21 protein-coding genes are annotated in these 24,790 nt (G+C 72.5%); 17 read left to right on the top strand and 4 right to left on the bottom strand.

Going from position 1 to position 24,790, the window contains the following annotated elements:
• Positions 1 to 170 precede the first annotated feature (170 nt).
• Positions 171 to 1,004, bottom strand: a complete 834-nt coding sequence (locus KBX00_RS28560) for a peptidylprolyl isomerase (protein ID WP_210831157.1) — start codon at positions 1,002 to 1,004, stop codon at positions 171 to 173.
• Positions 1,005 to 1,069: 65 nt separating this feature from the next.
• Positions 1,070 to 1,990: a peptidylprolyl isomerase gene (locus tag KBX00_RS28555; protein ID WP_210831156.1), complete on the bottom strand. Its 921-nt coding sequence runs from the start codon at positions 1,988 to 1,990 to the stop codon at positions 1,070 to 1,072.
• A gap of 238 nt (positions 1,991 to 2,228) precedes the next feature.
• Here KBX00_RS28555 and KBX00_RS28550 point away from each other — a divergent pair, with 238 nt between their 5' ends.
• From KBX00_RS28550 to KBX00_RS28515, 8 genes are all read left to right on the top strand, one after another.
• Positions 2,229 to 2,948 carry an MBL fold metallo-hydrolase gene (locus KBX00_RS28550; protein WP_210831155.1) on the top strand — a complete coding sequence of 240 codons (720 nt, stop codon included), beginning with the start codon at positions 2,229 to 2,231 and terminating at the stop codon, positions 2,946 to 2,948.
• A gap of 87 nt (positions 2,949 to 3,035) precedes the next feature.
• Positions 3,036 to 4,364, top strand: a complete 1,329-nt coding sequence (gene hisS / locus KBX00_RS28545) for a histidine--tRNA ligase (RefSeq protein WP_210831154.1) — start codon at positions 3,036 to 3,038, stop codon at positions 4,362 to 4,364.
• 261 nt (positions 4,365 to 4,625) lie between these two features.
• Positions 4,626 to 5,675 (top strand): S1 family peptidase, encoded by a 1,050-nt coding sequence (locus KBX00_RS28540; RefSeq protein ID WP_210831153.1) that lies wholly within the window; start codon positions 4,626 to 4,628, stop codon positions 5,673 to 5,675.
• Positions 5,676 to 5,778: 103 nt separating this feature from the next.
• Entirely contained in the window at positions 5,779 to 6,450 is a 672-nt protein-coding gene (locus KBX00_RS28535; RefSeq protein WP_210831152.1) for a hypothetical protein, read from the top strand.
• 127 nt (positions 6,451 to 6,577) lie between these two features.
• On the top strand, positions 6,578 to 8,386 hold the full coding sequence (gene aspS, locus KBX00_RS28530) for an aspartate--tRNA ligase (RefSeq protein ID WP_210831151.1): 1,809 nt from the start codon (positions 6,578 to 6,580) through the stop codon (positions 8,384 to 8,386).
• A gap of 140 nt (positions 8,387 to 8,526) precedes the next feature.
• On the top strand, positions 8,527 to 9,339 hold the full coding sequence (locus KBX00_RS28525) for a sugar nucleotide-binding protein (protein ID WP_210831159.1): 813 nt from the start codon (positions 8,527 to 8,529) through the stop codon (positions 9,337 to 9,339).
• Between the two features lie 98 nt (positions 9,340 to 9,437).
• A complete protein-coding gene (locus KBX00_RS28520; RefSeq protein WP_210831150.1) occupies positions 9,438 to 10,025 on the top strand; it encodes a helix-turn-helix transcriptional regulator in 588 nt (195 codons plus the stop codon).
• The gene (locus tag KBX00_RS28515; RefSeq protein ID WP_210831149.1) at positions 10,022 to 11,371 is read left to right on the top strand and encodes an MFS transporter; all 1,350 of its coding nucleotides are present in this window, start codon (positions 10,022 to 10,024) and stop codon (positions 11,369 to 11,371) included. Before KBX00_RS28520 ends, KBX00_RS28515 begins: the two co-directional genes overlap by 4 nt.
• Here KBX00_RS28515 and KBX00_RS28510 read toward each other — a convergent pair.
• Entirely contained in the window at positions 11,329 to 12,063 is a 735-nt protein-coding gene (locus KBX00_RS28510; protein WP_210831148.1) for a GNAT family N-acetyltransferase, read from the bottom strand. The two genes, KBX00_RS28515 and KBX00_RS28510, sit on opposite strands and share 43 nt — an antisense overlap.
• A 97-nt stretch (positions 12,064 to 12,160) precedes the next feature.
• Here KBX00_RS28510 and KBX00_RS28505 point away from each other — a divergent pair, with 97 nt between their 5' ends.
• The 8 genes from KBX00_RS28505 to mltG all read left to right on the top strand — a co-directional run bounded on the left by KBX00_RS28505 (position 12,161) and on the right by mltG (position 22,355).
• On the top strand, positions 12,161 to 12,370 hold the full coding sequence (locus KBX00_RS28505) for a hypothetical protein (RefSeq protein WP_093404409.1): 210 nt from the start codon (positions 12,161 to 12,163) through the stop codon (positions 12,368 to 12,370).
• A gap of 75 nt (positions 12,371 to 12,445) precedes the next feature.
• Positions 12,446 to 13,972, top strand: a complete 1,527-nt coding sequence (locus KBX00_RS28500; protein ID WP_210831147.1) for a replication-associated recombination protein A — start codon at positions 12,446 to 12,448, stop codon at positions 13,970 to 13,972.
• A 2,438-nt stretch (positions 13,973 to 16,410) separates the two neighbouring features.
• Positions 16,411 to 17,019, top strand: coding sequence for a hypothetical protein (locus tag KBX00_RS28495; protein ID WP_210831158.1), 609 nt, complete (start codon positions 16,411 to 16,413; stop codon positions 17,017 to 17,019).
• A gap of 139 nt (positions 17,020 to 17,158) precedes the next feature.
• Positions 17,159 to 17,620: a DUF948 domain-containing protein gene (locus tag KBX00_RS28490; RefSeq protein ID WP_210831146.1), complete on the top strand. Its 462-nt coding sequence runs from the start codon at positions 17,159 to 17,161 to the stop codon at positions 17,618 to 17,620.
• A 26-nt stretch (positions 17,621 to 17,646) separates the two neighbouring features.
• Entirely contained in the window at positions 17,647 to 17,952 is a 306-nt protein-coding gene (locus KBX00_RS28485; protein WP_210831145.1) for a hypothetical protein, read from the top strand.
• Complete coding sequence (gene alaS, locus KBX00_RS28480; RefSeq protein ID WP_210831144.1) at positions 17,949 to 20,627, top strand: alanine--tRNA ligase; 2,679 nt, start codon at positions 17,949 to 17,951, stop codon at positions 20,625 to 20,627. Before KBX00_RS28485 ends, alaS begins: the two co-directional genes overlap by 4 nt.
• A 73-nt stretch (positions 20,628 to 20,700) precedes the next feature.
• A complete protein-coding gene (gene ruvX, locus KBX00_RS28475; protein WP_210831143.1) occupies positions 20,701 to 21,162 on the top strand; it encodes a Holliday junction resolvase RuvX in 462 nt (153 codons plus the stop codon).
• Positions 21,159 to 22,355, top strand: a complete 1,197-nt coding sequence (gene mltG / locus KBX00_RS28470; protein ID WP_210831142.1) for an endolytic transglycosylase MltG — start codon at positions 21,159 to 21,161, stop codon at positions 22,353 to 22,355. The genes ruvX and mltG overlap by 4 nt, the downstream gene beginning before the upstream one ends.
• Before the next feature lie 79 nt (positions 22,356 to 22,434).
• On the opposite strand, the gene KBX00_RS28465 is transcribed toward mltG, so the two are convergent.
• The gene (locus KBX00_RS28465) at positions 22,435 to 23,700 is read right to left on the bottom strand and encodes an endo-1,4-beta-xylanase (protein ID WP_210831141.1); all 1,266 of its coding nucleotides are present in this window, start codon (positions 23,698 to 23,700) and stop codon (positions 22,435 to 22,437) included.
• A gap of 177 nt (positions 23,701 to 23,877) precedes the next feature.
• On the opposite strand from KBX00_RS28465, the gene KBX00_RS28460 reads away from it, so the two are divergent.
• Entirely contained in the window at positions 23,878 to 24,711 is an 834-nt protein-coding gene (locus tag KBX00_RS28460) for a shikimate dehydrogenase (RefSeq protein ID WP_307869103.1), read from the top strand.
• Positions 24,712 to 24,790 lie beyond the last annotated feature (79 nt).

The following is a 24,790-nucleotide window of genomic DNA, read 5'->3' as shown; positions in this document are numbered from 1 at the left end:
CCACCCACCCCAGCCTCGTTGATCATGAAGTTGTTGTCACCCGTCCGGCGTGTCGCGGGTAACAACTTCATGATCAACGAGGCTGGGGTGGGTGGGGTGGGTGGGGGACAGGGACAGGGACAGGGAAGCGCCCGCCGGCGGGGCCGGCGGGCGCTCGGGTGGTTCGGGGGTCAGGCGTTGGTCATGGTGAGGTCGGTGATGACGACCTCCTTCTTGGGGTGGCCGCCGCCGGCCTGCTGGGCGAACGCACCGTCGTCACCGGCCGCCGCGACGTCCTCGACGATGTCCATGCCACCGGTGATCGTGCCGAGGACGGTGTAGTTCGGGTCCAGCGGCGAGTCGCCGTACACGATGAAGAACTGGCTGCCGCTGCTGGACGGCTGGCCGGAGTTGGCCATCGCGATGACGCCCGCCGGGTACGGCGGTCGCTTGTCGGCCGGCAGGTTCTCCTCCGCCATCCGGTAGCTCGGGCCGCCGGTGCCGTCGGTCTCCCGCCAGCCCTCGCCGGTGGCGCTCGGGTCGCCGCACTGGAGCACCTTGATGCCCTCGGTCACCAGCCGGTGGCACTTGGTGTTGTCGAAAAAGTTCTGCTCGGCCAGGTGGGTGAAGCTGCCCGCCGTGCAGGGCACCGCGGACCTGTCGATCCGGGCGGTGATCGGGCCGAGGTTCGTGGTGATCGTCATGGTCTGCACGCCGGCCTTGCTCTGCTGGGTGTCCGGCAGCCCGACGTCCTTGACCTGCGGGGTGCGCTCGCCCTCGGGCAGCTCGACCCAGTCGCACTGCACGGTGTTCGCGTCCTGGGCCGTGTTGTCGGTGCCGCTGTCGTCGCCGAGCATGTTGCTGGCCAGCCAGGCCGTGCCGGCGACCACCAGCAGCAGGACCACGCCGGCCCCGACCACCGCCTGCGTCTGGCGGCGCTTACGGGCCCGAGCGGCCCGCTCGGCCATCTCCTTCTCGAGCCGGGCGCGGGCCGCCGCGCGCTGCCGCTCTCTGGTGGACGTCACGCCTCGATCCTCCTGGACTGTATGTGGATGCCGCTGCGGTGGGGTGGGCCCCGGTCGCCGGACGGTCAGCCGGCGCTGGCGCTGGCCTCGGGCGCGCCGGAGGGCTCCGGACTCGGCGTGCCCGAGGGCGCCGGATCGGCGGACGACGCCGGGTCCAGCACGGGCTCGCCGACGGTCAGGCTCTGGATGACCACGTCGTCGTTCTCCGGCTTGACCTTCTCCCCGGACCCATTGTCCACGGTCGGCAGGGCACCGATCTTCTCGACGACGTCGAGGCCCTCGGTGACTCGACCGATGATCGGGTACTGCGGTTCCTCGGTCGGGGTGAAGTCCTTGAAGAAGATCAGGAACTGGCTGCCGTTGGCCCCGGGCGGGTTCGCGATCATCGCGACCGTGCCCTTGGGGTACGTCGGTGGCTCGTCCGGGGACGGGCTGGGCTCCGGCGACGCCGCCGGAGCGGTCGGCACGTTCTCGTTGTAGAACGAGTAGGCCGGACCGCCCAGACCGGTGCCGCTGGGGTCGCCACAGCGCACCGCGCCGTCGGCGGTGATCTCGTGGCACTTGGTGTTGTCGTAGAACGACTGGCTGGCCAGATGGGTGATGCTGGCCGCGGCGCACGGGGCGCTGGCGAGATCCAGCTCGACGGAGATCGGCGCGCCCTGGTTGGTGGTGATCGTCATCGGCCGGGTGCCGGTGACCGGCAGCCCGGTGGTCGGGGGCTCGCCGACGTCCTTGAGGTTGGCGTTGCCCTCGGTGTTCTGCGGGGTCCAGAGGCAGACCTCGTCGGTCGCGGTCTCCTCGGTCGGCTCGCTGTCGAAGGCGCCGAGTGCCCACGCCGAGCCGGCGACGACCAGCACGAGGATCAAGGCGGTGCCGACACCGGCCTGGATACGTCGGCGACGCCTGGCGGCGGCGGCCCGGCGGGCCAGTTGCCGGTCGAGCTTGGCCCGCGCAAGTTTGCGCTGCCGGTCCCTGCTGGAAGCCACCCGTGCTCCCCTTTCCTCTACCCTGGTCGTCACCCGGTGGTCGTGTACCTGTCGGGCGGCAGGTGCGCCACGCCACACGCCCGCCAGAGTGTACGGGTACCGGCTGGGAAAGTGGTGTACGAGGTCGGTGCCCATCTTCATCGGGATCGGTAAGTGTCCCACGGGCGGGTCGGGCGGGTCGGATCTCGACGCCGGTAGGCTGCCCGGAGGGGACGACTCGACGGAAAGGGGAGCGGACGTGCTCGTGGCCGGCTTTCCCGCGGACGCCTTCGGCACCAACTGCTACGTGGTCGCCACCGCGCCGGGGGAACAGTGCGTGGTGGTCGATCCCGGCATCGGGGTGATCGACCGGCTCGACGCGCTGCTCGCCGAGCATCGTCTGCACCCGGCCGCGGTGCTGCTCACCCACGGCCACCTGGACCACACCTTCTCCGTGGCGCCGGTCTGCGGGGCGCGCGGGATCACCGCGTACGTGCACCCGGACGACCGCGAGCTGCTGGCCGACCCGGCGAAGGCGCTGTCGATGGATCTCACCCAGCTCTTCGGTGGGCGGCTGCCGTACGCCGAGCCGGAGGACGTGGCCGAGCTGGCCGACGGTACGACGCTCGCCCTCGCCGGGCTGGAGATCACCGTCGACCACGCGCCCGGCCATACCGGCGGGTCGGTGCTGTTCCGGCTGCCCGGCGCCGGCTCACAGTGGGAGGCGGAGCAGCTCTGCCTCTCCGGTGACGTGCTCTTCGCCGGCTCGATCGGCCGCACCGACCTGCCGGGCGGCAGCATGCCGACGATGCTCACCAGCCTGCGGGACAAGATCCTTCCGCTGGCCGACGACACCGTCGTCCTGCCCGGCCACGGCCCCGCGACCACCATCGGCCGCGAGCGCGCCAGCAACCCGTACCTCGCCGAGGTGGCGGAGCTGGGCGGCGCGCGACCGGCGGCACCCACCCGCGGCCTGTAACGGTCGCGTCGAGACCGCACCGCGCGGACCGCGCGGATTCGCCAGCAGACCCTGCCGCGCGGCGCGCGGCTGCCGAGGGAGTACGTCATGAGCAAGCCCACGCCCATCTCCGGCTTCCCGGAGTGGACGCCCGCCCAGCGGATGATCGAGCAGTACGTCCTGGACCGGATCCGGTCGACGTTCGAGCTGTACGGTTTCGCGCCGCTGGAGACCCGGGCGGTCGAGCCGCTGGACCAGCTGCTGCGCAAGGGGGAGACCTCCAAGGAGGTCTACGTGATCCGCCGACTGCACGGCGACCCGGACGGGCCGGCCGGTGACGACGCCCTCGGCCTGCACTTCGACCTGACCGTGCCGTTCGCCCGGTACGTGCTGGAGAATGCCGGCAAGCTGGCCTTCCCGTTCCGGCGGTACCAGATCCAGAAGGTGTGGCGGGGCGAGCGCCCGCAGGAGGGCCGCTACCGGGAGTTCGTCCAGGCCGACATCGACATCGTCGACCGGGACACCCTGGCGACCCACCACGAGGCGGAGATGCCGCTGGTGATCGGCGACGCGCTGCGCTCGCTGCCGATCCCGCCGGTTCGCATCCAGGTCAACAACCGCAAGATCTGTGAGGGCTTCTACCGGGGCGTCGGGCTGACCGACCCGGAGGCGGCGCTGCGCGCGGTCGACAAGCTCGACAAGATCGGTCCGGCCGGGGTGGCGGAGCTGCTGGCCAGCACGGCCGGGGCGAGCGAGGCGCAGGCCAAGGCGTGCCTGGCGCTGGCGGAGATCTCGGCGCCCGACGCCTCCTTCGCCGACGCGGTACGCGGCCTCGGCGTGAGCCACCCGCTGCTCGACGAGGGAGTCGAGGAGTTGGTCCGGGTGGTGGAGACCGCCGCCGCGCACTCGCCCGGTCTCTGCGTGGCGGACCTGCGCATCGCCCGGGGCCTGGACTACTACACCGGCACCGTCTACGAGACGCAGCTGCTCGGATACGAGCGGTTCGGCTCGGTCTGCTCCGGCGGCCGGTACGACAACCTGGCCAGCGCCGGCAACGCCCGCTTCCCCGGGGTGGGCATCTCCATCGGGGTGACCCGGCTGCTGGGGCTGCTGTTCGGCGCGGGCGCGCTGTCGGTGTCCCGGGAGGTGCCGACCTGCGTGCTGGTCGCGGTGACAAACGAGGAACTGCGGGCGGCCAGCGACTCCGTGGCCGGGGCGCTGCGGTCCCGGGGCATCCCGACCGAGGTGTCGCCGAGCGCGGCGAAGTTCGGCAAGCAGATCCGGTACGCGCAGCGGCGCGGCATCCCGTACGTCTGGTTCCCGGGGGCGGACGGCGCGCCCGACGAGGTCAAGGACATCCGTTCCGGCGAGCAGGTGGCCGCCGCGGCGGGGGAGTGGACGCCGCCTCGCGAGGATCTCAAGCCACTGGTGAGCTGAGCCGTCGCGGTCGTAACCACGGAGATCGCTCTCCTGTCCGGGGTGTCACACGAGGCCGTACTGGCCGTGTGACACCCCGGCGTTCGTATATGTCCTTCCTGTTACGGATTGCCGGTGGGTGAATTCGGGCATAGCCAGGTCTTGTCAACGATCTTAAATATGTGAATACTTTCCCTCGCTTGGCCATTTCCCCAGGTGGTCGAGCTGCCCCCGTCCCTGTCGACGTGACAGGGCCCATCCCCCATATCGGGAGGCTGTTACATGCGACCCACGAGGTCAGTGCTCCGCCGTGTCGTCACCGTAGCCGCGGCAGGAACCCTGGTCGCCGGCGTGTTGGCCGGCACCCCCGCCCAGGCGGCACCCGGAAGCGTCTCGCCCGACGCCGCGACCGCGCTCGCCGACCGGCTCGGAGACCGTGCCGCCGGTGCCTACGCCGACGCCAGCGGCAAGATGGTCGTCGCCGTCACCGACGTCGCCGCCGCCCGCCAGGCGGCCGCCGCCGGCGCCAAGGTCAAGGTCGTCAAGCGCGGGGCCGCGGAGCTGAACCGCGCCACCGCCGTGCTGGAGCGTCACGCCGCGATCCCCGGCACCGCCTGGTGGACCGACCCGGTCACCAACCAGGTCGTCATCTCCGTCGACACCACCGTCACCGGCGCCAAGCTGGAGCAGGTGAAGGCCGCCGCGGCGCGCACCAACGGCGCGGTGCGCATCGAGGCCGGGGCCGCTCCGCTGAGCACCCTCATCTCCGGCGGCCAGGCGATCTACGCCGGCGGCGGCGGGCGTTGCTCGCTCGGCTTCAACGTGCGCAGCGGCAGCACCTACTACTTCCTGACCGCCGGTCACTGCACCAACATCTCGTCGAGCTGGTACAGCAACTCGGGCCAGACCTCGCTGCTGGGCACCCGCGCGGGCACCAGCTTCCCCGGCAACGACTACGGCATCGTCCGGCACAACAACTCGGGCAACGCGGCCGGCAACGTCTACCTCTACAACGGCAGCTACCGGGACATCACCGGCGCGGGCAACGCGTACGTCGGTCAGTCGGCGCAGCGCTCCGGCAGCACCACCGGCCTGCGCAGCGGCTCGGTGACCGCGCTCAACGCCACGGTCAACTACGCCGAGGGCCAGGTTCGCGGTCTGATCCGGACCAACATCTGCGCCCAGCCCGGCGACAGTGGCGGCTCGCTGTTCAGCGGCAGCACCGCACTCGGCCTGACCTCCGGCGGCAGCGGAAACTGCTCCACCGGCGGCACCACCTTCTTCCAGCCGGTCACCGAGGCACTGAGCCGCTACGGCGTCAGCGTCTTCTGACCTCCCCTCCGGGAGAACCTCCTCCGCCAGCGGGCCGCCGGATTCCTCCTCCGGCGGCCCGCACCGCTGCCCCGGATCGCGTTCCATCAACTATGGTCGACAAATGGTCGTACGACTCCTGGCACAGTTGCGCGCGCCGATCTTCGTGGGCGGGCAGGTGTTGGCCTGGGTGCTGCTCGCCGTGGACGCGCGTCGGGAATGGAATGCGTCCTGGTTCGTCGGGCTGCTCCTGGTGCTCGGTGTGCTCGCCGCGATACCCGCGGCGGTTGTCGATCAGCCGGAATTCCGGGTGGTCGCCCTGGTCACCCAGACCATCGGCGCCGGCGTCGTCGCGCTGGCCCTGTACGACACGGCGGACAAGCGGGCACTGTGGGCGTACGTCCTGGCCGCGCTCGGCGCGGTGGCCCTGCCGGCGAGCCGGCCGGTGCTCGGGGCCTTTCCGGTGAGTAGGTCGGCGCTCGGTCGGGCCACCGTGATCGGCGTGGCGGCGACTCTCCTGCTCACCATCGGCGCGTCGGCTCCGGCCATGGCCTGGGGCGGTACCCAGCCCGAGGTGGTGGTGTGCGTGCGGCCGGAAGCATCCGTCGACGAGCTGACCCGCGACAGTCGCCGCTTCGACCCCGAGCACGTCATCGCCGGCTTCGGGTTCGACGGGCCGCACAGTTCGTGCCTGGAGGTGTCGTTCGATCCCGGTGCCACCGCCGGCGACGCCGCCGAGGTCGCCCGCCGCTACTCCCTGGACCCGAGGGTCGTGTCCGTGAGCCGGACCCGCTGACGGAGTGCCCGTCCGTCACCGTCGGCGTTGACGAGCACCTGGTCCGCGCACCCGGGGAACGTCGACGGGCCGGTGCTGACAGAATGCCGGGGAGTAGACGTAGGGCAAGACGAGGGAGACGCACGTCGTGATCCGTACCCATGACGCCGGCAGCCTGCGCGCGACGGACGCCGGCACCACGGTGACGCTCGCCGGGTGGGTGGCCCGCCGGCGCGACCACGGCGGTGTCATCTTCGTCGACCTGCGCGACGGCTCGGGCGTGGTGCAGGTGGTCCTCCGGGAAGAGGACGCGCACGCGCTGCGCAACGAGTACTGCGTCAAGGTCGTCGGTGAGGTCACCCGACGGCCCGAGGGTAACGAGAACCCGGAGCTGCCCACCGGCGAGATCGAGGTGACGGCGGCCGAGCTGGAGGTGCTCTCCGAGGCCGCGCCGCTGCCGCTGCCGGTGGACGACCAGGTGGTGGCCGGCGACGACGTCCGGCTCAAGTATCGCTACCTCGACCTGCGGCGCGGTGGCCCGGCGCGGGCCATGCGGCTGCGGTCCCGGGCCAACCAGTTGGCCCGTACGGTGCTGCACGAGCGGGACTTCCTGGAGATCGAGACGCCGACGCTTACCAGGTCCACCCCGGAGGGTGCCCGCGACTTCCTGGTGCCGGTGCGTCTGCAGCCGGGCAGCTGGTACGCGCTGCCGCAGTCGCCGCAGCTGTTCAAGCAGCTGCTGATGGTCGGCGGGATGGAGCGTTACTACCAGATCGCCCGCTGCTACCGCGACGAGGACTTCCGGGCCGACCGGCAGCCGGAGTTCACCCAGCTCGACATCGAGATGTCCTTCGTCACCGAGGACGACGTGATCGACCTCGGTGAGGCGGTCGTCGCCGCGCTCTGGTCGGAGCTGGCCGACCACGAGATCCCCCGGCCCATCCCGCGGATCACCTGGCACGATGCCATGGCGCGGTACGGCTCGGACAAGCCCGACCTGCGCTACGGCGTCGAGCTGACCGAGCTGACCGACTACCTGCGCGGCACCCAGTTCCGGGTCTTCGCCGGGGCTATCGACGCGGGCGGCTACGTCGGCGCGGTGGTCATGCCCGGTGGCGCGTCGCAGACCCGCAAGGAACTGGACGGCTGGCAGGACTGGGCCAAGGCGCGGGGCGCCAAGGGCCTGGCGTACGTGGTGCTGGACGCCGAGACCGGCGAGGCACGCGGGCCGGTGGCGAAGAACCTGTCGGCCGAGCACCTGGCCGGGCTGGCCGACGCGGTCGGTGCCAAGCCGGGCGACGCGATCTTCTTCGCCGCCAGCGGGGAGACCCGCGAGGCCCAGGAGCTGCTCGGCGCGGCCCGGATCGAGATCGCACGGCGGGCCGGCCTGGTCGACGAGAGCGCCTGGGCGTTCTGCTGGGTGGTCGACGCGCCGATGTTCGAGAAGACGGACGAGGGCGGCTGGACCGCCGTACACCACCCGTTCACCTCGCCGAACTCCGAGTGGGTCGATCGGTTCGAGGAGGCGCCGGACCGGGCCCTCGCGTACGCGTACGACATCGTCTGCAACGGCAACGAGATCGGCGGCGGGTCGATCCGTATCCACCGCCGCGACGTGCAGCAGCGGGTGTTCGACCTGCTCGGCATCAGCCCCGAGGAGGCGCAGGACAAGTTCGGCTTCCTGCTGGAGGCGTTCAGCTACGGCCCGCCCCCGCACGGCGGCATCGCGTTCGGCTGGGACCGGGTCTGCATGCTGCTCGCCGGTGCCGACTCGATCCGCGAGGTGATCGCCTTCCCGAAGACCCGGGGCGGCTTCGACCCGTTGACCGGTGCCCCGACCCCCATCACCGCCCAGCAGCGCACCGAGGCCGGCATCGACGCCAAGCCCAAGCCCCAGCAGCCGCCGTCCCACTCCGGCACCGCCGGCCCCGCCGCCCCCGTAGCCGACCCCACCTGACCCACCCACCCACCCGCCCGGCCCCTGCCCCTGCGCGGCCCCCGAGTCCTCGTCGATCATGAAGTTGTTGTCCCGTGGACCGGCGTGGCGTGACAACAAGTTCATGATCAACGGTGTGGGTGGCGGGTGAGGAGGCGGCGGTGCGGGTGTTGGTGGTGGGTGGGAGTGGGTTTCTGGGGCGGGAGGTTTGTCGGCGGGGGGCTGCCGCCGGGTGGGCGGTGGTGGGGACGTGCCACTCCGGTGCGGTCGGGGTGCGGGGGGTCGAGGTGCGTCGGCTGGACGTGACCGACCGGGCTGCGGTGGTCGACCTGGTCGCGGCGGTACGTCCGGACGCGGTTGTCGCCACCCCCTACCGGTACGGCGACTGGGCGGTCACCGCCGACGGGGCCGCGCACGTCGCGTACGCCGCCGCGCGGGTGGGGGCCCGGTTGGTGCACGTCTCCAGCGACGCCCTGCACGCCGGGCGACCCGAGGCGTACGCCGACGACGATCCGCCCACGCCGATCTTCCCGTACGGTGCGGCGAAGGCGGCTGCGGAGACGGCGGTGCGGGCGATCGACCCGGGTGCCGTGCTGGTGCGTACCTCGCTGATCCTGGGCGAGGGGAGCAAGCAGATCCAGCTCTGCCGCGACGCCCTGGCCGGTCGGGCGACGCTGTTCAGCGACGAGCTGCGCTGCCCGATCGACGTCGGCGACCTCGCCGGCGCCGTGCTGGAGCTGGTGAGCGCCGAGGTCGCCGGCCCGCTCAACGTGGCCGGCCCGGACGCGGTCAGCCGGGCCGAGCTGGGCCTGCTGGTGGCCCGCCGGGAGGGCATCGACCCGGTCGGCCTGAAGATCACCACCGGCGCCGCCGCCGGGGTGGTGCGCCCCACCGAGGTACGCCTCGACTCCTCCCGAGCCGCCGGTCTGCTCCGCACCCGGCTGCGCGGCGTCTCGGAGCTGCTCACCTTCTGATCAGTCTCGCCCAGCCGGTGCGGCTGTCCGTGCCGGCTATCCACACCGTCTATGCATAAGGATTGTGCATAGACGGTGTGCACAGCTACTGTGCATTCATGAAGGATTCGTCGACCACCGCCGCACCGAGCGTCGTGCACGTCGACGCCCGGCAGATCCGGGCGCTCGCCCACCCGCTGCGCGTCCAGCTGCTCGGCGCCCTGCGCATCGGCGGACCGGCGACCGCGACCGACCTGGCCGCCGAACTCGACACCAACACCGGCGCGACCAGCTACCACCTGCGCCACCTGGCCGAGGTCGGGTTGGTCGTCGAGGAGCCGGCCGAGGGCGTCGGCCGCCGGCGTTACTGGCGCGCCGCCCACGACATCAGCTCGTGGCAGCCCACCGACTTCGAGGACGACCCGCAGGCCCGGGACGCGGCGGACTGGGTGCAGAGCAGACATTTCCAGTTCGTGGCCGAGTTCGCCCAGCGCTGGGTGGGTGTGCAGCACGACCGGCCGCGCGAGTGGCGTCAGGCGGTCGAGTTCAGCGACGCACTGCTCACCCTCTCGCCCGCCCAGCTGCGCGCCCTCAACGACGAGTTGTCGGCGGTGGTCAAGCGGTACCGTGACGCACCGGCCGCGCCCGACGCAGCGCAGGTCGTCCTCTTCGTCGCCGGCTTTCCCCTGGTGCGGGAGGCCCGATGAGCACCCTCACCGTCACCCAGATCCGCCACCGTTTCCTGGTTCTGCACGGCCTGCGCTGGCTGCCGGTCGGTCTGCTGATCCCGGTGATCATCCTGCTCATGCAGGAGCGCGGGCTGAGCCTTACCCAGATCGGTCTGGCCGCCGCCGCGCAGGGCGTGGTGGTGCTCGCCCTCGAGGTGCCCACCGGCGGCCTCGCCGACGCGCTGGGCCGCAAGCCGGTGCTGGTGGTGGCGAACGTGGTCGGACTGGCCTCGCTGGCCCTCCTGCTGGTCGCCGACTCGTTGGCCCTGCTGGCCACCGTCTGGGCGATGCAGGGCGTGTTCCGCGCCCTGGACAGCGGCCCGCTCGAATCCTGGTACGTCGACTCCACCCTCGCCGTCGACCCCGAAGCCGCCTACGAGAAGGGTCTGGGCCAGGCCGGCATGGTCCTCGGCCTGTGCATGGCCGCTGGCGCACTGCTCAGCGGCGGCCTGGTGGCGCTCGGCCCGGTGGGGCCGGTCAGCGCCCTCAGCACGCCGGTCGTGGTCGCGCTCCTGTTGCAGGCGATCGCACTGACGGGTCTGCTGGTGCTGCTGGTGGAGCAACGCTCGGCAGTCGGCACCGATGCCGTGCGATCGTCGTTGCGCGAGGCGCCGCGCATGGTCGGTGAGGCGTTCGGTCTGCTGCGTCGCTCCCGGGTGCTGCTCGCGTTGGTGACGGTCGAGCTGTTCTGGGGCTTCGGCATGGTCACTTTCGAGAACCTGTTGCCGGTCCGCCTCGCCGAGGTGGTGGGAGACGCCGACCGGGCCGCCGCGCTGCTCGGCCCGGCCAACACGGCGGCCTGGCTCGCCTCGGCCGGCGGCGCCGCTGTCACCCCACTGCTCATCCGCTGGTTCGGTGCCGCGCCCGGTGCCGCCCTGCTACTGGTCATGCAGGGGATCACGGTCGTCGGCATGGGTCTGCTCGCCGGCCCGGTCGGGGTGCTGGTCGCCTTCGTCGCCTGCTATGCCGTGCACGGCGCGTCGAACCCGTTGCACATGGGACTCCTGCATCGGCAGGTCGACGGCCCGTACCGGACCAGTGTGATCTCGGTGAACTCCATGATGGCCATGCCGGCCGCCGCCCTCGGCGCAGTGCTGCTCGGTTTCATCGGTGACCGGGCCGGGGTGAGCACGGCGATGCTCGTCGGTGCGGTCGTACTGGCGGTCGCCGCGCCGCTGTACCTGCCCGCCTGGCGGGCCGGCCGGACGCCCGCCTCGGCCGACGGTCAGCCGGGGCGGGACGGCGACCCGGCACGACGGATCGACGGCGGTCCGACCGAGGGTCAGGCGAAGCGGACCGAGGTGAGCGGGAACGTGCCGGTGTAGCCGAGCCGCCGGTAGAGCCGGATCGCGGCCAGGTTGCTCGGGTAGACGCCCAGCGCCACCATCTCGTACCGGTCCAGCAGCGCCCGCGTCATTCCGGCGGTGAGTGCCGCACCCAGACCGCGTCCCCGGTGCTGCGGCGCCACCGTCAGCCCGGCGAGGAAACCGACCTCGCCCCGGGTACGGTCGGCGCCGCAGGCGACCAGCCGGTCACCGTCGCGGATGCCGTACCAGCCGCGCACCTGCGGACTGCCGGGGCGGGCGGTGCTGGTCGGAAACGCCTCGTCGATAAGCGCCGTCAGCGCCGGGTGGTCCGCCTCGGTCAGCCGGACCACCCGCTCCTCGCCGGGCTGTGCCGGCGGCGCGTCGGTCGTCCAGAGAAAGTCCCAGTCCTCGTACCCGGCCACGGCCGACCCGATCGGCGCGGGGTCCGCGCGGGGCAGGTGAACCCATCGCCCAGCTCCGACCTTCCCCGCCGCGGCCAGCGAGATGACCAGACCGATCGCCGTGTCCGGTGCGCCTACCACGCCACCGATCGCCCCCTGTTCGACGGCGAGCAGCCAGCACACGGTCCCGTTACGTCGCCAGCCGCGCGCCGGTTCGTGGCACGGCAGCGAGTGCCGGACGAATGGATGGCGGCCCGTCGAGGCCAGGATGGCATCCCGCCCGTCGAGAGCCTCGTCGGCGACGATCATGCCGCCAGCGTAGGTCGTCGTGGTTGGAGATTGGCGAGTCGACCGATCGGGTACATCCCGCGCCGACCTACTGGTAACCCCCACCGGAGGAACCGTCATGCTCGCCATCGCCGCAGCCGTCGTCTTCGGCTTCGCCTTGTTGCTCGATTTGCTGGACACCAAACTCGGCGCACCTGACCTGTTCAACTGGAACACCCTGGTGCTGATCGGTCTGCTGCTGCTCTCGCTCTACCTGGCCGGCGTCGGTCGGGGGCCGGGCGGCGGCGGTGGCCGCTGGTACCGGGGCCGCCGACCGGGTCGCGGCTGACCGGGAACGATCACCCCGGGCTCGGTCGACGGCGCCATTCCGGCGTTGTCGGCCGAGCCCGGTACTGTTCTCGTGATGGAGTCCGACGCCCTCTTCACCCTCGGTGAACCCGCCGCTGCACCCGGTGCGCAGGCGGGTTCCGGTGGTGTCGGCGGGTTCACCCCGGCCGGGCCGGACGCGCCGCTTCCGGTCCGGATGCGCCCGGCGAGTCTGGACGAGCTGGTCGGCCAGCAACACCTGCTCGCCCCCGGTGCGCCGCTGCGGCAGTTGGTCGCCGGCAGCGCGCCGATGTCGGTGATCCTCTGGGGGCCACCGGGCAGCGGCAAGACCACGATTGCCCACCTGGTCGCCGCCGCGACGGACCGGCGCTTCGTCGCCATGTCCGCACTGACCGCCGGGGTCAAGGACGTCCGAGCGGTGATCGACACGGCGCGGCGACAGCGGCGCTCGGGTGGTCCGCCGACGGTGCTCTTCATCGACGAGGTCCACCGCTTCAGCAAGACCCAGCAGGACTCGCTGCTCGCCGCGGTGGAGGACCGGACGGTCACGCTGCTGGCGGCCACCACCGAGAACCCGTACTTCTCGGTCATCTCCCCGTTGCTCTCCCGGTGCGTGCTGCTCACCCTGCGGCCCCTCGACGACGAGGCGGTGCGTGGGTTGCTGCGCCGCGCGTTGGTCGACGAGCGCGGACTGGGTGGGACGCTCACCCTCGCCCCCGAGGCCGAGGAGCACCTGGTCCGGCTGGCCGGCGGAGACGTCCGCAAGGCGCTCACCGCGCTGGAGGCGGCTGCCGCCTCGACGAGCGCGCTGGGCAACGACCGGATCGACCTGGCCACCGCCGAGCGCGCGGTGGACACCGCGGCCGTCCGCTACGACCGGGCCGGGGACGCCCACTACGACGTCATCAGCGCCTTCATCAAGAGCATGCGCGGCTCCGACGTGGACGCGGCGCTGCACTGGCTGGCCCGGATGCTTGTCGCCGGGGAGGACGCCAGGTTCATCGCCCGGCGGTTGGTCATCTTCGCCAGTGAGGACGTCGGCATGGCCGACCCGGCGGCGCTCGGTGTGGCGACCGCCGCGGCCCACGCGGTGGAGTACGTCGGCCTGCCCGAGGCGCAGTTGAACCTCGCCCAGGCCGTGATCCACCTGGCCACCGCGCCCAAGTCGAACTCGGCGACCACCGCGATCGGTGCGGCGATCGCCGACGTACGGTCCGGGCGCGGCGGGCCGGTGCCCCGGGGCCTGCGCGACGCCCACTACTCCGGTGCCCGGGGTCTCGGGCACGGCATCGGTTACCGCTACCCGCACGACGACAAGCGGGGCGTGGTCACCCAGCAGTACGTGCCCGACGACCTGGTCGGCACCGACTACTACCGGCCGAGCCAGCACGGCGCGGAGCGATCGGTGGCGGGCCGGCTACCGTTGCTGCGCCGGATCGTTCGTGGGCTGTCCACCCCTGCCCACACCGACGAGCCGGCACCGGGCGGTCGGCCGGACCGACCGACGCCGTCCAGGCAGGACGATGGCGAGGGTGGCGCGGCCACGACAACCCAGGTGGCCGAAGAGGTCGGCGCGAGCGCCGACGGGAGGGGTCAACAGTGAAATCGTCGGACCGGCCGGACGAGGGCCCGGACGCGCGGCGCGGCAAGGGCCGCCGGTGGGGTCGGGGCAGATCCGAGGCCGCCCCGGAAGAGCCGGCCGGCGGCGAGGATTTCGGTTGGATCGACGATCTTCGTTCGGCAAAACAGCAGCGCACCGAGTTGGGCCCCGACGGCGTCGCCGTCGAGCCGCCCGCCGCCGCCCGCCGCGGGCCGGAGCGTTCCGGTCAGGAGCCGCCCGTACGACCCGCCCCCGCACCGGTCAACCACCCGGGGCCGGACGGGCCGGTGCCACCACCCGGTCGCGGTCCGGCCGAGCCCCCACGAGCGCGTCCGGTCGACGGCCCCTGGCCGGGCAACCCGGCCGGCGGCCCGCCCCCGGCGGGTAGGGAACGACCGCCGAGCCCCCCGCCGTTCGCCCCACCGCCGCCGGCGACCAACCGTCCCGAGCCTGGTGGCACCAACACCCCGCCGGCCGGTTGGCCACAGCAGCCCGGAGCCGCCGGGCCAGCCGCCCGGCGGCCACGCCCTGGTGAGCCGGTTCCGGGTGGCGGTCCCCGGCCTGTTCCGGAGGCCGGCCCGGTTTCCGGGGCGCCGACCGCTGCGGGCAGACCACCCGGACCGGTGTCGGGTGCGCCCGCAGGTCCCGGTGCGGGCCCGCCCGGGCAGCGTCGGATCCCGGGCGTCCGGCCGAACGCCGCACCCGCAGGCCCGCGTCGCCTGCCCTCGACCGACCCTGGCCCCGCCCCGGCCCCGCCGGAGACGGTCACCGGCCCGCCGCTGGCAGACCGCACCGATCCTGGCCGCGTCCCCGACGGCCGGTCCGGGCGTTTCGCCGGGCCGGGCCGTCCCCGGCCGGCAGACACTTCGGCGGGACCACCTCCATCCGACCTTGCGGATCCGACGCCGCCACGCGCCCGCCGCCTGCCGCCGGACCCGGTCGCCGACCCGGCCGGTCCACGGGGTGCCGAGCGGCCTGGGCCGGGAACCACTCCCGGCCCGGCGGCACCGGGCATGACGGCCGCCGCGGGTCGGCCGGGCGGCGCTCCGGCCGGCGGCCGGCGGGCCGGCCGTCGACGGGCCGCCGAGCCGGAGGAGGAACGGCCGGCGGTGCCGCTGTCCGGCAACGCGCCACCGATCCCCGGTGTGCCGTCCGGTCCACCGGCCGCCGGGCCCGGGCGCACCGCACCCGTCGGCCGCAGCGAGTCGGGCCCACCGACCGCCGACGACACACCCACCCGGGGTCGGCGCGCGGCCGTCGAGGAGCCGTCCGGACGGCACGCGGTAGCGGGCGCCGGCACCGAGGCGCCACCCGGTGCGGGGCGGCCCGGCGAGGGCCGCGCCGCCCGACCGGAGCGGCCCTCCGACTGGCTGCGGCAGGCCGGACGACCGCACCACACCGACCCGGCGTTGCCCACGATCAGCAAGCGACCCACGACACCGCCCGGCCGCGTGCTCGGCACACCCTCCGGTGGTACGCCGACGATCGGCGACCGCCGTGGCGTGGACGCCGCCGGCCCGCCCGGTCGGCCGAATGCGGGTGCCGCACCCGCCGACGGACGCCGTGCCGAGCCGGCACCGGAACGCCCGGTGGCCGGGCCCGCCCGCCGCGCCGACGGACCACCGGCCGGGCGTGGCCGCCCCACTGCGCCGTCCGGCCCGGCCCACGGCCCGGACGGACCCGAGCCGACCGGTCGGGCCGGCACCCTGCCCCGGATCGGTGCCCCCGGCCCGGCCCCCCGGCCCGACGGCCCGCCGCGTGGTGCGGTGCGCCCGGACGGCGCGCCTGATCTGCCGTCACGTGGTGCGGCGCGGGCCGACGGCCCGCCTGGAGTTCCGCCGCGTGGTGCGGCGCGCCCGGACGGTCCGCCCCGCGGTGCGGCGCGTCCCGATGGTGCGCCGGTCGCGCCGCCGCGTGGTGCGGCGCGTCCCGACGGTCCGCCCGCGGTACCACCGCGTGGTGCGGCGCGGCCCGAAGCGGCGGCTGGTCGCCCGGGTGGGCCGCCGTCCGCCCCCGCCCGTGGCGCGGTCCGGCCCGAGGCTGGTCCGCACCGGCCCGACACCGGTCACCCCGGCGGTGGCCCCGCCGACCCCGGCCGGGGCGTCGGTACCGGACCGACCGGTTCGCCGGTCACGGCTCGGGCCGGTGCTCCGGTGCGCCCGGAGGAGCGGCTCGCCGGCCGGGCCGCGCCGCCGCACCGGAACCCGGCGCGCCCCGAACCCTCCGGCGTGTCGCCGGTGCCCCCGACACGGGGCGGTGCGGCACCGGGGGTGGCCCGCGCCGCGGCTGTCGTGGCGCCGGCCGACCCGACCGGTTACCCCGGCGCGGAACCGACGGCCCGACGCGCCAACGCGCCGGAGTTCCCCGACGTCGACCGGTCCGAGGGTGATCAGGCGGACGACGGTGGTCAGTCGCGCCGGCAGGTACCGGGCTCCCCGCGGTTGCGGGCCGCCGTCCTGGTGCTGGCAAGTGTCCTGCTGCTCGGTCTCCTTCCCGCGTTCTTCGGTCTGCAGACCATGAACCGGGATCCGGTCTTCGCCTCGCTCGACCAACTGGACGTGCCGGCCTGGGCGGCGACGGAACCGGTCGACGACGTCAGCGGCAGCCCGTGGTGCCTGCTGGACTGCCGGTTGCGGGAACGCACCACCACCTCCGACCGGTCGCCGGACGAGACGGCGCAGACGTACGAGGCCGCGCTGACCCGGGACGGTTGGCAGCGGTGGACGCCCAACTACTGCCCGGAGCAGGAGGAGAAGGGCAGCTACACCTGCTGGCGGCGGGACGAACTCACCCTCGACCTCTGGGTCCGGGAACGCACCTGCGTGCCGCCGCCCGTCGACGGCGAACCCGCGGTGGTGCCGGCTCCCGACCCGGCCACCGCGGCGCAGGAGTGCCCCGGATCGTTGGTGTCGGTGAAGGTGCGAAACGCGATCGACGACGAGCGGACGCGGCCACAGCCGAGCACCGACCCGTCGCTCACCGGTGAGGATCCCTTCCCGACAGTGACCGACGACCCGTTGAGCGACCTGACGCCGTCACCACCGTCCTGAGCCGATCCTCATCACGGACGGTAGGGTCAGGTGCTGGTGGTGACCGGTCGTCGGCCGGTCACTCGACGTTGACCTGGGCGAGACGGTCGTACGGCTGGCGGAATCGTGCGCCCCGAAGCACTGTTTGAGGAGGACTGGCGTGGGCTTTTTGGAGGTCGCGGCACTGATCGCGGCGATCGCGTTCGCGATGCTGGTGCTGATCCTGACGCTGCCCATCCTGCGGTTGCGGCACACCGTGGACGCCACCACCCGCATGATCAATGACCTGAACGACCGGACGGGCCCGCTGCTCGGCGACGTCAACACCACGGTACGCAACGTCAACGTGACCCTGGAGCAGGTGCAGACCTCGCTCGACGGGGTGAACCTCCAACTGGCCAAGGTCGACACCATGACCGGCCACGCGCAGAACATCAGCGCCAACGTCGCCAACCTGGTCACCGTGGTCTCCGCCGCCGCGGCCAACCCGCTGGTCAAGGTGGCCGCGTTCGGCTACGGCGTACGCAAGGCCGCCGCCGCCCGCCGGCACGCGGAGACCGAGCGCGAGGTGCGGGACACCATCAAGTCTCAGCGGCGCGCCGCCCGGCGCGGCAACCGCTGACCCCGACGGCACCGGGAGGTACGAGCATGAGGCGCCTTTTCTGGCTGGGTATCGGGCTGGCCGTCGGTGTCGTGGTGGTGCGCAAGGCGACCCGCGCCGCGCACGCGTACACCCCGGCCGGCATCGCCGACAACCTGTCGCAATCCGCTGGCGGACTGGTCGAGGAACTGCGTAGCTTCGTGGCGGACGTACGCGCCGGGATGGCCGAGCGGGAGCACGAGATCCACGAGGCGTTCGCCCAGGGCGAGGCGTTCGACGACCAGTTCGCCGAGCTGCGGGAGGACCCGCAGGTCGGCGACCGAGAGATTTTTCCGGAGGAACACCAGCGATGAAGACGGCGGAGATCAAGCGGCGGTATCTCGCCCACTTCGAGGCGAACGGTCACACCGTGGTGCCGTCCGCTCCGCTGCCCGCCATCAGCGACCCGAACCTGCTGTTCGTCAACGCCGGCATGGTGCAGTTCGTCCCCTACTTCCTGGGCCAGCAGACGCCGCCGTACCAGCGCGCGGTGAGCGTGCAGAAGTGCATCCGGACGCCGGACATCGACGAGGTCGGCAAGACCAGCCGGCACGGCACGTTCTTCCAGATGAACGGGAACTTCTCCTTCGGCGACTACTTCAAGGACGGCGCGATCCCGCTGGCCTGGGAGCTGGCCACGAAGTCGGTCGAGGCCGGTGGGTTCGGGCTGGACCCGGAGCGGATCTGGGCGACGGTCTACCTCGACGACGACGAGGCGTACGACATCTGGCGCCGTACCGGGGTGCCCGACGAGCGCATCGTGCGCCGGGGCAAGAAGGACAACTTCTGGTCCATGGGCATCCCCGGCCCGTGCGGCCCGTGCTCCGAGCTGTACTACGACCGGGGTCCGGCCTACGGCGCCGAGGGCGGTCCGGAGGTCGACGAGGACCGGTACCTGGAATTCTGGAACCTCGTGTTCATGCAGTTCGAGCGGGGTCCGGGCACCGACAAGGAGAACTTCCCGATCCTGGGCGAGCTGCCGGCGAAGAACATCGACACCGGCATGGGCCTGGAGCGGATGGCGTCGCTCCTGCAGGGCGTCGACAACCTCTACGAGATCGACGAGGTCCGCCCGATCCTGGACCGCGCGGCCGAGCTGACCGGCAAGCGGTACGGCGCGCACTCGGGTCACGCCGCGAACCAGTCGCACCCGGACGACGTGCGGCTGCGGGTGATCGCCGACCACGTGCGTACCGCGCTGATGCTCATCGGTGACGGGGTGACCCCGTCCAACGAGGGCCGGGGCTACGTGCTGCGGCGGATCATGCGCCGGGCGATCCGGTCGGTGCGGCTGCTCGGCTGGCAGGAGCGGGCGCTGCCGGAGCTGCTGCCGGTGGCGCGGGACTGCATGGCCCCGTCGTACCCGGAGCTGGCGGCGGACTTCGACCGGATCTCGGCGTACGCGTACGCCGAGGAGGACGCCTTCCTGGCCACGTTGCGGGCCGGGACGACGATCCTGGACACCGCGATCACCCAGACCCGCAGCGCCGGGGGTGGCGCGCTGTCGGGAGAGCAGGCGTTCCAGCTGCACGACACCTACGGCTTCCCGATCGACCTGACCCTGGAGATCGCCGCCGAGCAGGGGCTCACCGTCGACCAGGAGGGCTTCCGCCGGCTGATGGCCGACCAGCGGGCCCGCGCCAAGGCCGACGCGCAGGCGCGCAAGACCGGGCACACCGACCTGTCGGCGTACCGGTCGGTGCTCGACGCCGGTGGTCCGGTGACCTTCACCGGCTACACCGAGGTGGCCCGCGAGTCGACGGTCCGCGCGGTGCTCGGCACCGAGGGTCAGCGGGCGGCGGCCGTCGAGGGCGACACCATCGAACTGGTCCTCGACACCACCCCGTTCTACGCCGAGGGCGGCGGTCAACAGCCCGACCTCGGCATGATCACGGTCGGCGGCGGCCAGGTCGAGGTGCTCGACGTGCAACAGCCGGTGCCGGGGCTGATCGTGCACCGCGCCCGGGTGCTGCGCGGTGAGGTGCGGGCCGGGGAGACCGGCTACGCCGAGATCGACACCAGCCGGCGGCGAGCCATCTCCCGCTCGCACACCGCCACCCACCTGGTGCACCAGACCATGCGCAACTTCCTCGGCGAGTCCGCCACCCAGGCCGGCTCGTTGAACGCGCCCGGTCGGCTGCGCTTCGACTTCAACACCGCCACCGGCGTGGTGCCCAGCGTGCTGCGTGACGTGGAGCAGCAGGTCAACGAGGTGCTGCTCGCCGACCTGGAGGTGCACGCGTTCATCACCTCGCTGGAGGAAGCGCGGCGCATCGGTGCCATGGCGCTGTTCGGTGAGAAGTACGGCGAGCACGTCCGGGTGGTCGAGGTCGGTGACTACGCCCGTGAGCTGTGTGGCGGCACGCACGTGGCCCGGTCCGGTCAGCTCGGGCTGGTGAAGATCCTCTCCGAGTCGTCGATCGGCTCCGGCGTACGTCGGGTCGAGGCGCTGGTCGGGATGGACGCGTTCAACTTCCTGGCCCGCGAGCACCTGCTGGTGTCCCGCCTCGCCGAGCTCTACCGCGTCCCCTCCGAGCAGGTCGCCGACCGGGTCGAGCAGACGGTCACCCAGTTGCGCGACGCGGAGAAGGAGCTGGAGAAGCTGCGCGCGCAGCTGGTACTCGGCGGCGCGGCGGCGCTCGCGGCCCAGGCCAAGGACGTGCACGGGGTCGCGTACGTGGGCACCGAGGCACCCGAGGGGGCGGCCGGCAACGACGTGCGCACGCTCGCCCAGGAGATCCGGGGCCGGATCGACGTGTCCCGGCCGGGCGTGGTCGCGGTGGCCGCCCGGGCCAACGGCAAGGCGTCGCTGGTGGTGGCGGTGAACCCGGCCGCCCGCAGTCGGGGCATCGCCGCGAACGATCTGGTCAAGGCGGCGTTCTCCGGCCGTGGCGGCGGCAGCCCCGAGCTGGCGCAGGGTGGTGGGCTGCCCGAGTCGGAGGTGCCCCGACTGTTGCTCACGGTCGAGCGGGCGCTCGCCGACACGTGAGTCGGCGGCACAACGGATCAGGGCGGGCCGGGTCGGTCCGCCCTGACACGTCTGTCGGGGGAGGTGACACGGCGTGAGCGACTCGCCCCGTGGGGTGCGTCTGGGAGTGGACGTCGGGCAGGTCCGGATCGGGGTCTCCCGGTCCGATCCGCACGGGGTCCTGGCCACCCCGCTGGTCACCCTCGCACGCGAGCAGAATCCCAGGTCAGATGCGGTGCCGTCGGATGTCGCCGAGCTCGCCACGCTGGTCGTCGAGCACGAGGCCGTCGAGGTGGTGGTGGGCCTTCCGGTGAATCTCGCCGGCAGACATGGCCCGGCGGCGGAGCAGGTGAAGGCGTACGCTCGTCAACTGGCCGGTGTGATAACTCCGGTCCCGGTGACGCTCACCGACGAGAGGATGTCCACGGTCGTGGCGAGCCGTAGGCTTGCCGAGCGCGGTGTCCGAGGGAAGCGACAACGGGCGGTGGTCGACCAGGCCGCCGCGGTGGAAATTCTGCAGAGCTGGCTGGATGCGCAGCGGAGGCGGACGCAATGATGGACGATCTGGACCTCGGGTTCGACGAGCAGGAGCGGGGGGAGAAGGGCAAGCACCGCCGGGGCCGCCGCAAGGGCGGCAAATCCGGTGGCGGGCGGGGCAAGACCGTCCTGGCCCTGCTGCTGGCCGTGGTGCTGCTCGGCACCATCGGCGGAGGTGCCGTCTACGGCTTCGACCGGATCCAGAGCCGCTTCGTCACCCCGGACTACGACGGCGGCGGCACCGAGGAGGTGACCGTCCAGATCCCGCAGGGCGCGTTCCTCGCCGACATGGCCGTGGCACTCTACGACGCCGGTGTGATCAAGAGCACCAAGGCGTTCATCGAGGCGGCCGACGACAACTCCCGCAGCCGCAACATCCAGCCCGGCACCTACAAACTGCGCAAGCAGATGAGCGGTGAGCTGGCCCTGACCGCGATGCTCGACCCGAAGAACCGGGTGGTAAACGGGCTCACCATCCCCGAGGGGCGGACCGCGAAGAACATCTTCAAGCTGCTCAGCAAGCACACCGAGATCCCGGTCAAGGAGTTCGAGGCCGCCGCGAAGGACCCGGAGAAGCTGGGCGTACCGGACTGGTGGTTCAAGCGGACGGACGGCAAGAAGCCCAAGAAGTCGATCGAGGGTTTCCTCTTCCCGGACACCTACGAGATCCCGCCGGACGCCACCGCCGAGGAGATCCTCGGGCAGATGGTCGACCACTTCCTCACCGTCACCGGTGAGATGGAGTTCGCCGACCGGGTGCAGAAGGAGCGCGGCGGGATCAGCCCGTACGAGGCGCTGGTCGTGGCGTCGCTGGCCCAGGCCGAGGCGGGTACCAAGAAGGATCTCGGCAAGGTCGCCCGGGTCGCCTACAACCGGGTCTACTCGCAGACCTTCGACTGCGGCTGCCTGGAGATGGACGTCACGGTCAACTACTACTTCGAACTGACCGGCCAGGAGGCGAAGACCTCCGGGCAGATGACGGCGAGCGACCTCGACAACCCGAAGAACCCGTACAACCGCAAGCTCCGGGGCATGGTTCCCACCCCGATCAACAATCCGGGCAAGGAGGCCCTGGAGGGGGCGATGGACCCGCCGACCGGCAACTGGCTCTTCTTCGTGGCGATCGACAAGGAAGGCAACTCGGCCTTCACCAACGACTACAACAAGCACCTGGCGAACATCGAGAAGGCCAGGGAGGCAGGCGTCCTCTGACGCCGGCCCGCCCGGGCGGGTGGCAGTGGCTCGGGCCCGCACCGTCTCCGCACGCTGGCGGGTGCCGGCGGTGCCGTGGTCAGGACAGGTCGACCGTCGCGGTGGTGTCGGGAGCGTCGATGGTGAAGCAGGCGGTGCGGTCTGCGGCGGTGACGGTGTAGTCGCCGAGGAACCCGGTGACGGTGACGGTGCCGTCCGGGTCGGTGCGCAGGTCCGTCGGCGACAACCACCACTCGTCCCTCACCAGCGCTTTCAGGGCTTCGTACGCCGGTTTCGGGCTGCCGTCGGTGCGGACCAGTCCGGCCGGCGCGCCGAGCCAGGCACCCCGGTCGGTGAGCCCCCAGTAGTTGACCGACTGGACGGCCGGGTGGGCGAGCAGCGACCGGTAGTGCCGCTCGACCTCGTCGGCCTGCCGCGCCTCGCCCTCGGGCGTGCTCGGCCAGTGCGGAATCTGGTAGTCGTTCAGGTCCTCGATCTCGGGTGGCATGAGGTGCCCGGAGACCAGGGTGGTCTCGGTCAGGTGCAGCGGCAGCCCGTACCGGGCGAACCGGTCGAGCATCTGCAGCATGTACTCCTCACCCCGGTAGCCCTGGTGCATGTGGGTCTGCAGGCCGATCGCGTCGACGCGCACGCCGGCTTCGAGAACCCCTTCGATGAGACATTCGTACGCCGAGCTGAGGTCGAAGTCGTTCAGCACCAGGTTGGCCGCCGGGTTGGCCGCGCGAGCCTCCTCGAACGCCAACCGCACCAGGTGGATGCGACCGCGCGCCCGGGCCAGCGGGGTGATCGCGTTGTCGCCGTTGGCGAAGACGGGCATGATGACCGCCTCGTTTATCGCGTCCCAGGTGTCGATCAGGCCGGCGAACCCGCCGGCCAGGCCGCGTACGCGGGCCCGCAGCAGCTGTTCGACCTCGTCGAGCTCCAGCCCGAGCAGCCACGACGGCTGCACGGTGTGCCAGACCAGCGGATGACCCTTGACGGTGACGCCACGTTCGGCCAGCCACCGCGCGGTGGCGGTGAGGCGTTCGGTGTCGGGTGCGCCGCGCCGTGGCTCGTAGCGACCCCAGTAGAACGGCAGCGTCGCGGTGTTGAACACGTCGAGCCACAGCTCGCCGAGCCGGTCGAGGTCCAGCTGGCTGTCCCCGCCGAAGCTCTCGACGCCCGTGCTCTCCTCCGGGCCGGGACCGCCGACCAGGTCGACGAAGTCGAACCCGATGTTGCCGAAGGCGAAGGCGTGCCGCTCCTGTGCGACCGTCACCACCCGGTCGGCGAGCGGTTGCCCGCCAGGGCCTCGGACGGTGAGGGTGATCTCGCCCTTGCGGTGCCGCAGACTGCTGTCAGACATTGTTGGATGCTAGGCGACAGGTCTGCCTGCCGGTATTGAGGAGCGATGGTGGCTGAGTCAGGGCACGCGGCGTCATCGCGGGCGGCGTCGGCGCGTCCGGTGCCGGTGCGTCCGGCTTCGGCACGTGCGGCGTCGGCACGTGCGGCGTCGGAACCCGAGGCGTCGGGGCACGGGACGGTGGTGCACCGGGCGGCGGTGCTGGGCAAGCCGATCGCCCACTCGCTCTCCCCGGTGATCCACAATGCCGGGTACGCGGCCGCCGGGCTGACCGGGTGGTCGTACACCCGGATCGAGTGCGCGGCGGCGGAGCTGCCGGCCCTGGTCGCCGGCCTGGGCCCGGAGTGGGCCGGGCTGTCGGTGACCATGCCGGGTAAGGAGGCGGCGCTCGCGGTGGCCGCCGAGGTCTCGCCGGTCGCCGCCGCCGTCGGTGCGGCGAACACGTTGGTACGCCGCCCCGACGGCTCCTGGTACGCCGACAACACCGACGTCACCGGCATGGTCGAGGTGCTGACCGAGGCGGGCGTACGCCCCGGTGCCACCGTCACCGTGCTCGGCGCGGGCGGTACCGCGCGGGCGGCCCTCGCGGCGGCGGCCCGGCTGCACGCGGCCGGAGTGACCGTGATCGCCCGCCGCCGGGCGGCGGTCGCCGAACTGGAACCGGTCGCCGCCGCCCTCGGCGTGCCGATGACCAGCGCACCGTGGCCGGATGTGTCGCGTGCCGAGGCGTCGGGGCTGGCCGGCGTCGACGTGCTGATCTCCACCGTGCCGAAGGGGGCCGCCGACGAACTGGCCGGCAGGGTGCCCTGGCGAGCCGGCACGGTGGTCTTCGACGCGATCTACGACCCGTGGCCGACCCCGCTGGCCGCCGCCGCCGAGGCCGCCGGCTGCCGGATCGTCTCCGGCCTCGACCTGCTGCTGGCCCAGGCGATCGGTCAGTTCGAGCAGTTCACCAACACACCCGCCCCCCGCCCCGCAATGGCCGCCGCCCTCACCACCGCCATCCGCGCTTAGGCGGATCTTGGTGCAAAGACGCCCTCCCGAGGGCACTTTCGCACCAAGATCGCTAGCCGGGGTGGGGTGGGGTGGGGTG

Source organism: Micromonospora sp. C95 (genome assembly GCF_018070465.1).
GTDB lineage: Bacteria > Actinomycetota > Actinomycetes > Mycobacteriales > Micromonosporaceae > Micromonospora.
Note: the sequence above shows the minus strand (reverse complement) of the source record. Positions and strands in the feature narration are given on the sequence as shown.

Coding starts and splice junctions, on each gene's coding strand:
- KBX00_RS28520 (WP_210831150.1), top strand. CDS start 9,438: ATGAAGGATTCGTCGACCACCGCCGCACCGAGCGTCGTGCACGTCGAC.
- KBX00_RS28515 (WP_210831149.1), top strand. CDS start 10,022: ATGAGCACCCTCACCGTCACCCAGATCCGCCACCGTTTCCTGGTTCTG.
- KBX00_RS28540 (WP_210831153.1), top strand. CDS start 4,626: ATGCGACCCACGAGGTCAGTGCTCCGCCGTGTCGTCACCGTAGCCGCG.
- KBX00_RS28535 (WP_210831152.1), top strand. CDS start 5,779: ATGGTCGTACGACTCCTGGCACAGTTGCGCGCGCCGATCTTCGTGGGC.
- KBX00_RS28465 (WP_210831141.1), bottom strand. CDS start 23,700: ATGTCTGACAGCAGTCTGCGGCACCGCAAGGGCGAGATCACCCTCACC.
- KBX00_RS28485 (WP_210831145.1), top strand. CDS start 17,647: ATGAGGCGCCTTTTCTGGCTGGGTATCGGGCTGGCCGTCGGTGTCGTG.
- KBX00_RS28500 (WP_210831147.1), top strand. CDS start 12,446: ATGGAGTCCGACGCCCTCTTCACCCTCGGTGAACCCGCCGCTGCACCC.
- KBX00_RS28505 (WP_093404409.1), top strand. CDS start 12,161: ATGCTCGCCATCGCCGCAGCCGTCGTCTTCGGCTTCGCCTTGTTGCTC.
- alaS (WP_210831144.1), top strand. CDS start 17,949: ATGAAGACGGCGGAGATCAAGCGGCGGTATCTCGCCCACTTCGAGGCG.
- hisS (WP_210831154.1), top strand. CDS start 3,036: ATGAGCAAGCCCACGCCCATCTCCGGCTTCCCGGAGTGGACGCCCGCC.
- mltG (WP_210831142.1), top strand. CDS start 21,159: ATGATGGACGATCTGGACCTCGGGTTCGACGAGCAGGAGCGGGGGGAG.
- KBX00_RS28510 (WP_210831148.1), bottom strand. CDS start 12,063: ATGATCGTCGCCGACGAGGCTCTCGACGGGCGGGATGCCATCCTGGCC.